Genomic DNA, 9,763 nt, shown 5'->3' with positions numbered 1-9,763 from the left:
CGCTTTCCTCTTTCAGAGTCAACCCGTTATTTCAGGATTTTTTCTCTTCAACCGACCGGGTTGTTTGTGAAGTGATTCACATCTGCCGTGTCGATGGAGGCGCATTATAGGGATCCCATTTTTTAGCACAAGTATTTTTTAGATCTTTTTTTCCGACTGCTGATTTTCCGCGCTTTTCGCTGAAATCCCGCCCGATCTGCTTAAATATTGACGTATTTTGCCTTGCCTCGATCCATTACTATGATCAAAGTCTTCTGTATAGCGCCCATTGTTAGAGGTAGATATGCCCGCAGTATTACGTCCTTATAAAGGTCTGTTCCCCCAAAAAGGCGATCGCGTGATGATCGATGCCAGCAGCGTGGTGATTGGTGATGTCCGAATGGCCGATGATGTCAGCATCTGGCCGCTCGTCGCCATCAGGGGTGATGTTAACTATGTGTCGATTGGTGCACGTACCAATATTCAGGACGGTTGCGTTCTGCATGTCACGCACAAATCCTCCTATAACCCGGAGGGCAATCCCCTCATCATTGGAGAAGAGGTTACCGTCGGCCATAAAGTGATGCTTCACGGCTGCACAATCGGAAATCGCGTGCTTGTTGGCATGGGGTCGATTTTGCTGGATGGCGTCATAGTAGAAGATGACGTAATGATTGGTGCCGGTAGCCTGGTCCCGCAGAACAAACGCCTGGAGAGCGGCTATCTCTATCTGGGAAGCCCGGTAAAACAGATCCGCCCCCTGAAGGAGGCAGAGATCGAAGGGTTAAAATACTCAGCGAACAACTACGTTACGTGGAAGAATGAGTATCTGGATCAGGACAACCAAACCCAGCCCTGATCGTCTTCCTGCTGTTCGCGGATTAAATCGCTGGCTTCCTCTTCCAGATCCCAGCGATTTTCGCAAAATACCGCTATCGGGTTTGAACCGCCAAAACGACGCAGCAGCGTTTCCCCATGAATGGCACAGGTAAGTTGCATACCCTGCACCAGCACCGGAAAACAAACCGCTTGTTTACTCTCATCCCAGCTCTCTCTGTCCGGGAAATGAATAGCCTGGTTCACGCTGAAAGTTCCTGCTTTAACTTTTCAATGACAGGTTCGACCGCAGGCAACACGCCGTGCCAGAGCAGCACCGCATGCGCAGCCTGACCCACCAGCATTCCCAGTCCATCGGCTAACTGTTTCGCGCCGTGTTGTTCACACCAGTTAAGGAAAGGCGTCTTCCCTTTCTGATAAAACATGTCATAGAAGTACATATGCGCGCTGACCAGAGAAGCGGGGATTGCCGGGATCTCACCGTTGATGCCGCTGGACGTGGCATTAATGACAAGATCGAACTCACGATCGGCAAGATCGTCAAGCGCTACTGCGCTCACGCTACCGGTATGCGCAAACAACGCCGCCAGCGCTTCTGCACGGGAAAAGGTTCTGTTGGTAATGGTCACCGCACAGTCCAGTGAAAGCAGAGGCAACAGTACTCCCCGCGATGCGCCGCCCGCACCAATCAGCAGGACCCGGAACCCGGGCTTAATAAATGAAAGTCGTTCCAGATCGCTAAGTAAACCAATTCCGTCGGTGTTATCCCCCAAAAGGCGACCATCCTCAAGCCGTTTTAGAGTATTGACTGCACCAGCCAGTGAAGCGCGCTCGGTCAGCTCATCCGCACGTTCGAAGGCTTCTTCTTTAAACGGGACCGTCACATTCGCACCTTTACCGCCCGCGGCGAAAAAAGCCTCCAGCGTTGGAATAAATGCATCCACCGGTGCCAGTACGCGACCATAGGGATGATTTATCTGCAGCTGCTTCGCAAATTGCTGATGAATCAACGGTGATTTGCTGTGTGCAATCGGATTACCAAAAACAGCATAGGTTTCCATGAGATTACCCCTGGCGAAAACGTTCGCCGGTTAAAGCGTCGCGAATTTCAGACGGATTCAGACGCCCTCCCGTTTCACCGACAGCAACAGGGAAGTCATTCCCGAACTGCGCCAGCACTTCTTCGGTTGTCCGACAAGGTGGCAATCCGGTCAGGTTAGCGCTGGTTGAGACCAGCGGTTTACCAAACGCCAGACAAAGCTCAACCACCAGCGGATGGTCAGTGACGCGTACGGCGAGGGAATCAAAGCGTCCGGTTAACCAGCGCGGCGTTGTCGGCTGCGCAGGGAAGACGAAGGTCACCGGTCCAGGCCACGCGGAGAAGATCGTCTCGCGCTGCGCCGGCGTCAGCATAGAATCATCGATGTAGGGCTTAAGCTGCTCGTAATTTGCAGCGATCAAAATCAGCCCTTTCTCGACGGGTCTTTGTTTTAAGGCAAGCAGGCGGCTCACAGCCGTCTCGCTGTCAGGATCGCAACCGACCCCAAAAACAGCTTCAGTTGGATAGGCGATGACTTCTTCATTTTTCAGTACGTCCACTGCATGCGCAATGGAGCCTGATGGCAGGTTATTATTCACTATATTGATCCGCCGTTACCGGCTTTCCACATTGTTTACTGGCGCAGAAGCGTTTCATGCCTTGCGCGGTTTTCTTCTCTATGAGTAGCGGATAATTGCAATGAGGGCAGGTTCCCGCTACCGGTTTAAAATTGATAACGAACTGGCATTCAGGATAGCGATCGCACGAATGGAAGGTCTTACCATAACGGGAGCGGCGCTGTACCAGCTGACCGCGCTGACACTGAGGGCAGGCAATTGCCGTTTCATCAGGCTTATCAATTTGTTCCGTATGTTCGCATTCCGGGTAGCGACTACATCCAATAAACATGCCGAAACGCCCCTGACGCAGGGCTAATTCACCACCGCAGACTGGACAAAACTGCCCCTCCAGAATTTTAACGATATGTCCATCCGCCTGGCTTTTCAGGGGACGGACATAATCACATTCCGGATAGTGTGAACAACCGAGAAACGGGCCGTGTTTCCCGGACCGAATAACAAGTTCAGCCCCGCACTGCGGGCAGGGCTCGTTTTTATGCACCGTGAATAGTGCTGATTTGGCCATAACAACTCTTGGTGCTGCACATTGAATTAGTGCAGCATACCTTCATTCACTTCAAAGAGTAATTCTTCCATTTGCTGATAGGCATTTTCACAGCCCGGGATATTAAACAGAACCATCAGGATCACCCACTTGAGATCTTCCAGTTCAAATTCTGCTGTATCCAGCGCCATAACGCGCTCTATCACCATTTCTCTCGTTTCGAGGTTCAGCACCTGAATCTGCTCAAGGAATAAGATGAACCCCCGGCAGCTGGCGTCCAGCCTTTCACACTCTTCTGCGGTATAAATGCGTACTGACAATGGGTCAGAAGCAAGCTGCATCGGTTCGGCGAGGCCTTCCTGATAATCAGCCAGTTTTTCCAGCCACATCAACGCATTATAGATATCTTCCCGCTCAAACCCCGCATCGGTAAGATCCTGTGTCAATTTGTCCTGATCCACTCGCATTTCTGCTTCGTTATGGATGTAAGTCTCAAACAAATACATCAGTACGTCGAACATGGCATGCCCTCCTTAATCGGACATAGCCGCCGGGTACAGCTGCGATCCACCCTGCTAACTCCAGTTCGAGTAGCTGTGCTACCGTTACTGGCACAGGTTGGCCGGCACGTTCAGCGACAACGTCAACAGGTGTTACCTCATCTCCTACGTTAGCCAGGAGCTTGGGAAATGGCAATGCCACCTTTCCCTGATCTGATGAATATTGTCGCTTTTCGGGATCTTCCTGCAGCCATTGCAGCCCATATTGCAAATTTTCAAGAATATCCCCTACTTCCGTTACCGGTGTTGCCCCTTGCTTAATCAGCCAGTGGGGACCCTCGCATCCGGGGTTGCCTATCGGACCAGGCAAGGCGAAGACTTCTCGTCCCTGTTCCAGCGCGCATCGCGCCGTGACCAGTGAACCGCTTCGCAGCGCGGCTTCAACCACCAGCACGCCTTTGCTAAGCCCGCTGATAATGCGATTACGACGCGGAAAGTTTGCCGGTCTGGGCTGTGCGGAAAGCGGAAATTCAGACACTATCGCGCCGTCAGACTCAATAAGCCGCATCGCCAATGCCTGATGTCGGCGTGGATAAATGCTAAAAAGACCATTCCCCAGCACCGCGACAGTTCGTCCTTTAACTGACAGCGCCGCGCCGTGGGCAACGCCATCAATACCACAGGCCAGCCCGCTGGTAATCGTGAAACCACTTTGTGAAAGTTGTTCGCACAGGATTTTCCCCCATCGCTCGCCGTACCATGACGGCGCACGACTGCCTACCACCGCCAGCTGAACAGTTTTGAGCGTCTCAGGGTTACCTTTTATGAATAATGCCCCGGGATAGTCAGGGATCGTGCGGAGTAGAGGGGGATAAAGGGAATGATTGGCCGTTAATAAATGATGTCCCGGCTGCTCAAGCCATTTCAGGCTACGTTCCAGCTCACTCTCATTGAACGCAAAGAATCGTTCAGCCTGCTTTGCTGTCAGTCCAGCATTTCTTAAGGCAAGCATGTCGATGCCTTCCTGCCTCTGCAGTCGTGCAGCCGCTTCCACCATGACATCACCACACAGAGAACCTGTGTGCATAAGCCGTAGCCATATCTCGATTGGCGTCATCCTTTCCCCTGCCATAAGCGGCCTCCGCAATCATTGCGATTGGTCACTGATGCTGTCAATCGATGGGGGATTTGTCTAGAATAGAGGTAGTATTCTTATCAACTCCTGAACACGACTCTGGAAATTTATGGCAGTTTTGCAAGTGTTACATATTCCGGACGAGCGCCTTCGCATCGTCGCTGAACCGGTCAAAGAAGTGAATGCAGAAATCCAGCGTATCGTTGATGATATGTTCGATACCATGTACGCCGAAGAAGGCATTGGCCTGGCGGCGACGCAGGTGGACATTCACAAGCGTATTATCGTGATTGATGTTTCTGAAAATCGCGATGGCCGTCTGGTGCTGATTAACCCTGAGTTGCTCGAAAAGAGTGGCGAAACCGGTATCGAGGAAGGCTGTCTGTCTATTCCTGAACAGCGTGCGTTAGTGCCGCGTGCTGAAAAAGTGAAAATTCGCGCCCTGGATCGTGACGGTAATCCGTTCGAACTGGAAGCAGACGACCTGCTGGCGATTTGTATTCAGCATGAGATGGATCACCTGGTCGGTAAACTGTTTATCGATTACCTCTCGCCGCTGAAACAGCAGCGTATTCGTCAGAAAGTAGAGAAACTGGATCGTTTGCGTTCTCGCGCATAACGTCCCCCCGGATACAAGGATTATCGTGTCTAAAACACTACGTATTATCTTCGCGGGAACCCCTGATTTTGCAGCGCGTCACCTTGACGCGCTGCTATCGTCTGGTCACCAGGTTGTTGGCGTCTTTACCCAGCCGGACCGTCCTGCAGGCCGCGGCAAAAAACTGATGCCGAGCCCGGTCAAGGTGCTGGCAGAAGAGCATGGGCTTCCTGTTTTTCAGCCTGCATCGCTGCGCCCGCAGGAAAATCAGCAGCTGGTTGCTGACCTGAATGCCGACGTAATGGTGGTGGTGGCTTACGGTTTAATTCTGCCAAAAGCTGTGCTTGATATGCCGCGCCTGGGTTGTATCAACGTGCATGGGTCTCTGCTCCCACGCTGGCGTGGTGCAGCACCTATCCAGCGCTCGCTGTGGGCGGGTGATGCCGAAACGGGCGTGACCATCATGAAGATGGACGTAGGTTTAGACACCGGCGACATGCTGTATAAACTGGCCTGCCCCATTACGCCAGACGATACCAGCGCCACGCTGTATGACAAACTGGCAGACCTTGGCCCACAAGGTCTTATCGAGACGCTTCAGCAGCTTGCTGACAATACGGCAAAACCGGAAGTTCAGGATGACGCGCTGGTGACGTATGCCGAAAAACTGAGCAAAGAAGAAGCGCGGATCGACTGGTCCCTGTCGGCCGCTCAACTTGAACGCTGCATCCGCGCTTTTAATCCGTGGCCAATGAGCTGGATGGAGATTGATGAGCAGCCAGTGAAAGTCTGGAAAGCCTCCGTCATTAGCGGTACTACCACGGCTGAACCCGGTACGATTGTTGACGCCAACAAGAACGGGATCCAGGTGGCGACTGCGCAAGGGATCCTGAATCTTGAATCGCTACAACCGGCCGGTAAGAAGGCCATGAGCGCTCAGGATCTGTTAAATTCTCGTCGCGAATGGTTTATTCCGGGCAATCGTCTTGCCTGAGCAAATTTATTCTTAAGGCCCGGTGTTTCCGGGCATTTTTATTTTTACGGTTATGAAAAAACAAAATCTACGCAGTATGGCGGCTCAGGCCGTTGAGCAGGTTATCGAGCAGGGCCAGTCATTAAGTAACGTCCTGCCTCCCCTGCAGCAAAAAGTCTCTGATAAAGACAAAGCCCTGCTTCAGGAGCTCTGCTTTGGCGTTCTGCGCACGCTTTCTCAGCTTGAGTGGTTGATTAACAAGCTGATGTCACGCCCAATGACAGGCAAGCAGCGCACCGTACACTATTTGATTATGGTGGGTTTTTATCAGCTTCTTCATACCCGCATCCCACCTCATGCCGCGCTGGCTGAGACGGTGGAAGGTGCCGTTGCGATTAAACGCCCTCAGCTGAAAGGGCTGATCAACGGTGTACTGCGTCAGTTCCAACGACAGCAGGATGAGCTTCTGGCTGAATTTGCCCAAAACGAAGCACGCTTCCTGCATCCGGACTGGCTGTTGAAGCGGCTGAAAAAAGCTTATCCGCAGCGGTGGCAGGACATTGCCGATGCCAACAACCAGCGTCCGCCAATGTGGTTACGCGTGAATCGTAATCACCACACCCGTGACGCATGGCTGGCATTACTCGAAGAAGCTGGAATGAGTGGTTTCACTCACGCTGCATACCCTGATGCCGTACGTTTAGCCTCCCCCGCTCCGGTACATGCATTACCGGGTTTCGAAGAGGGTTGGGTAACGGTACAGGATGCTTCTGCCCAGGGTTGCATGACCTGGCTTGAACCCCAGAACGGTGAGCAGATCCTCGATCTCTGCGCCGCACCAGGGGGCAAAACGACGCATATTCTTGAAGTGGCTCCGCAGGCCAGCGTGATGGCGGTGGACGTCGATGAACAGCGTCTTTCACGCGTCTACGACAACCTCAAGCGTCTGGGCATGAAGGCTCAGGTTAAGCAAGGCGATGGACGCAAACCCGCAGAATGGTGTGGTGAAACGCAATTCGATCGCATTTTGCTGGATGCTCCCTGCTCTGCAACCGGCGTTATTCGTCGTCATCCGGACATCAAGTGGCTGCGTCGCGATCGTGATATTAACGAACTTGCCCAGCTGCAGTCCGACATTCTCGACGCCATCTGGCCGCATCTCAAACCTGGCGGAACGCTGGTCTATGCAACCTGCTCCGTACTGCCGGAAGAAAACAGCCAGCAAATCGCGGCCTTCCTTAAACGTACCCCGGACGCCGCGCTGCGCGATACGGGAACGCCTGAATCCCCGGGTCTGCAGAACCTGCCGGGTGCCGAAGAGGGTGATGGCTTCTTTTACGCTAAGCTAATCAAAGAGTGATGTTGAGAACAGGTCACGAGATATGAAGATTATCATTCTGGGTGCAGGACAGGTTGGCGGAACGCTGGCGGAAAACCTGGTGGGCGAAAACAACGACATCACCATAGTCGATACCAACGGCGATCGTCTGCGTGTCTTACAGGACAAGTTTGACCTGCGCGTGGTGCAGGGTCATGGTTCTCACCCACGGGTTCTTCGTGAGGCAGGTGCCGACGATGCCGACATGCTGGTTGCGGTAACCAGTTCTGACGAAACCAATATGGTGGCCTGTCAGGTGGCCTACTCGCTTTTCAACACGCCAAACCGAATCGCGCGCATTCGCTCTCCGGACTATGTTCGCGATGCTGAGAAACTGTTTAATTCCGAAGCGGTCCCTATTGACCATCTCATCGCACCGGAACAGCTGGTTATCGACAATATCTATCGCCTGATCGAATATCCGGGCGCCCTGCAGGTGGTGAACTTTGCCGAGGGTAAAGTGAGTCTGGCAGTGGTTAAGGCCTATTACGGTGGACCATTGATCGGCAATGCGCTTTCTACCATGCGCGAGCACATGCCGCATATCGATACGCGCGTCGCAGCCATTTTCCGTCACGACAGGCCAATCCGCCCGCAAGGCTCCACGATTGTCGAAGCAGGTGATGAGGTCTTCTTTATTGCGGCCTCACAGCATATTCGTGCCGTAATGAGTGAACTTCAGCGTCTCGAAAAACCCTATAAACGCATTATGCTGGTCGGCGGCGGCAATATCGGTGCAGGCCTGGCACGTCGGTTAGAAAAAGATTACAGCGTAAAATTGATCGAGCGCGATCAGCAGCGTGCTGCTGAACTGGCGGAAAAACTGCAAAATACGATCGTATTTTATGGCGATGCGTCTGATCAGGAGTTGCTGGCTGAAGAGCATATTGATCAAGTTGATCTTTTTATTGCCGTCACCAACGACGACGAGGCGAATATAATGTCCGCCATGCTCGCCAAGCGTATGGGTGCAAAGAAGGTCATGGTGCTTATCCAGCGCAAGGCGTATGTCGATCTGGTCCAGGGTAGCGTTATTGATATTGCCATTTCGCCGCAGCAGGCGACAATTTCCGCGCTCCTGAGCCATGTTCGTAAAGCGGATATTGTCGGTGTGTCATCGCTCCGCCGCGGCGTAGCGGAAGCCATTGAAGCCGTGGCGCATGGAGATGAAACCACATCACGCGTCGTGGGCCGGTCGATCGACGAAATTAAGCTGCCGCCAGGCACGATCATCGGCGCCGTTGTGCGCGGAAATGACGTCATGATTGCCAATGACAATTTACGTATTGAGCAAGGCGATCACGTTATTATGTTCCTTACGGATAAAAAGTTTATTACTGACGTCGAACGTTTATTCCAGCCAAGTCCATTCTTCCTTTAAAGAGTAGGGTGCTCTAGAAAGAGCACCCGCACTTTATCCTTTTCATTTCTGTGCCTTTTATTTTTCATAACGTTTAATTATCCCGAATGGCAATTGGCTAATCATTTGTTAAACTTATACTCGTCAGCTGGCACAAGGAGAGAACAATGAGTTTTATTAAAGAATTTCGCGAATTTGCGATGCGCGGGAACGTGGTGGATTTGGCAGTGGGTGTCATTATTGGTGCAGCATTCGGCAAGATTGTTTCATCATTAGTGGCCGACATTATCATGCCACCATTAGGGTTGTTAATCGGGGGCATTGATTTCAAACAATTCGCTTTCACGCTGCGTGAAGCGCAGGGTGATGTTCCGGCAGTAGTAATGCACTACGGCGTATTTATTCAGAACGTATTTGATTTTGTGATTGTCGCGTTTGCCATTTTTATGGCTATCAAGCTGATCAACAGGCTCAACCGTAAAAAAGAAGAGCCGGCTGCTGCACCTGCACCAACGAAAGAAGAAGTGCTGCTGAGTGAGATCCGCGATCTGTTAAAAGAACAGAATAACCGCGTTTAATCGAAAGTTTAAAGCAGAAAGGCCAGTGGTAAATAAGCGATTCGCTTGCTTGCCACTGGCCTCCCAGTTACCCCGTTTTTCATGTTTGTCTTTACGCAGATAACTTCCTTTCCCTTTTTTATTCTTCTCAACGCGCTGCCTGAATAACGGGTCGTGAAGTAACGCCTCAATGGCATTGTCCTTAATTTGTCCTTTCGTGTGCTGATAGCGGCTCATAATGTCTCCAGAGCAAGGTTTATGACGACGGGAGTCTAGACCCAG

General features: G+C 52.0%; 13 protein-coding genes. 6 read left to right on the top strand and 7 right to left on the bottom strand.

What is annotated here, in order from left to right; all coding sequences use genetic code 11:
- Positions 1 to 283: 283 nt before the first annotated feature.
- Positions 284 to 838, top strand: a complete 555-nt coding sequence (locus tag DOU50_RS07750) for a gamma carbonic anhydrase family protein (RefSeq protein WP_048989714.1) — start codon at positions 284 to 286, stop codon at positions 836 to 838.
- On the opposite strand, the gene DOU50_RS07745 is transcribed toward DOU50_RS07750, so the two are convergent.
- The 6 genes from DOU50_RS07745 to dprA are packed head-to-tail and all read right to left on the bottom strand — an operon-like array spanning position 814 to position 4,597.
- Positions 814 to 1,062: a DUF1488 domain-containing protein gene (locus DOU50_RS07745; RefSeq protein ID WP_023309442.1), complete on the bottom strand. Its 249-nt coding sequence runs from the start codon at positions 1,060 to 1,062 to the stop codon at positions 814 to 816. The two genes, DOU50_RS07750 and DOU50_RS07745, sit on opposite strands and share 25 nt — an antisense overlap.
- Complete coding sequence (gene aroE / locus DOU50_RS07740; RefSeq protein ID WP_023309443.1) at positions 1,059 to 1,877, bottom strand: shikimate dehydrogenase; 819 nt, start codon at positions 1,875 to 1,877, stop codon at positions 1,059 to 1,061. The genes DOU50_RS07745 and aroE overlap by 4 nt, the downstream gene beginning before the upstream one ends.
- Before the next feature lie 4 nt (positions 1,878 to 1,881).
- Positions 1,882 to 2,454 carry an L-threonylcarbamoyladenylate synthase type 1 TsaC gene (tsaC, locus tag DOU50_RS07735; RefSeq protein WP_023309444.1) on the bottom strand — a complete coding sequence of 191 codons (573 nt, stop codon included), beginning with the start codon at positions 2,452 to 2,454 and terminating at the stop codon, positions 1,882 to 1,884.
- Entirely contained in the window at positions 2,447 to 3,001 is a 555-nt protein-coding gene (locus DOU50_RS07730; RefSeq protein ID WP_061716392.1) for a type I DNA topoisomerase, read from the bottom strand. Before DOU50_RS07730 ends, tsaC begins: the two co-directional genes overlap by 8 nt.
- Before the next feature lie 26 nt (positions 3,002 to 3,027).
- On the bottom strand, positions 3,028 to 3,501 hold the full coding sequence (gene smg, locus DOU50_RS07725) for a DUF494 family protein Smg (RefSeq protein WP_008503477.1): 474 nt from the start codon (positions 3,499 to 3,501) through the stop codon (positions 3,028 to 3,030).
- Positions 3,473 to 4,597 (bottom strand): DNA-protecting protein DprA, encoded by a 1,125-nt coding sequence (gene dprA, locus DOU50_RS07720; protein ID WP_148769143.1) that lies wholly within the window; start codon positions 4,595 to 4,597, stop codon positions 3,473 to 3,475. The genes smg and dprA overlap by 29 nt, the downstream gene beginning before the upstream one ends.
- 127 nt (positions 4,598 to 4,724) lie before the next feature.
- Here dprA and def point away from each other — a divergent pair, with 127 nt between their 5' ends.
- The 5 genes from def (at position 4,725) to mscL (ending at position 9,502) form a co-directional block, all read left to right on the top strand.
- Positions 4,725 to 5,234, top strand: coding sequence for a peptide deformylase (gene def, locus DOU50_RS07715; RefSeq protein ID WP_008503479.1), 510 nt, complete (start codon positions 4,725 to 4,727; stop codon positions 5,232 to 5,234).
- A gap of 25 nt (positions 5,235 to 5,259) precedes the next feature.
- Positions 5,260 to 6,207, top strand: coding sequence for a methionyl-tRNA formyltransferase (gene fmt / locus DOU50_RS07710; RefSeq protein ID WP_048989712.1), 948 nt, complete (start codon positions 5,260 to 5,262; stop codon positions 6,205 to 6,207).
- 52 nt (positions 6,208 to 6,259) lie between these two features.
- The gene (gene rsmB / locus DOU50_RS07705; RefSeq protein ID WP_024909660.1) at positions 6,260 to 7,546 is read left to right on the top strand and encodes a 16S rRNA (cytosine(967)-C(5))-methyltransferase RsmB; all 1,287 of its coding nucleotides are present in this window, start codon (positions 6,260 to 6,262) and stop codon (positions 7,544 to 7,546) included.
- A gap of 22 nt (positions 7,547 to 7,568) precedes the next feature.
- The gene (gene trkA, locus DOU50_RS07700) at positions 7,569 to 8,945 is read left to right on the top strand and encodes a Trk system potassium transporter TrkA (protein ID WP_024909661.1); all 1,377 of its coding nucleotides are present in this window, start codon (positions 7,569 to 7,571) and stop codon (positions 8,943 to 8,945) included.
- 146 nt (positions 8,946 to 9,091) lie between these two features.
- Complete coding sequence (gene mscL, locus DOU50_RS07695; protein WP_023309449.1) at positions 9,092 to 9,502, top strand: large-conductance mechanosensitive channel protein MscL; 411 nt, start codon at positions 9,092 to 9,094, stop codon at positions 9,500 to 9,502.
- On the opposite strand, the gene DOU50_RS07690 is transcribed toward mscL, so the two are convergent.
- On the bottom strand, positions 9,476 to 9,718 hold the full coding sequence (locus tag DOU50_RS07690) for an alternative ribosome-rescue factor A (RefSeq protein WP_024909662.1): 243 nt from the start codon (positions 9,716 to 9,718) through the stop codon (positions 9,476 to 9,478). The two genes, mscL and DOU50_RS07690, sit on opposite strands and share 27 nt — an antisense overlap.
- Positions 9,719 to 9,763: the final 45 nt, after the last annotated feature.

This window comes from Enterobacter sp. C6 (assembly GCF_008122455.1).
GTDB lineage: Bacteria > Pseudomonadota > Gammaproteobacteria > Enterobacterales > Enterobacteriaceae > Enterobacter > Enterobacter pseudoroggenkampii.
Note: the sequence above shows the minus strand (reverse complement) of the source record. Positions and strands in the feature narration are given on the sequence as shown.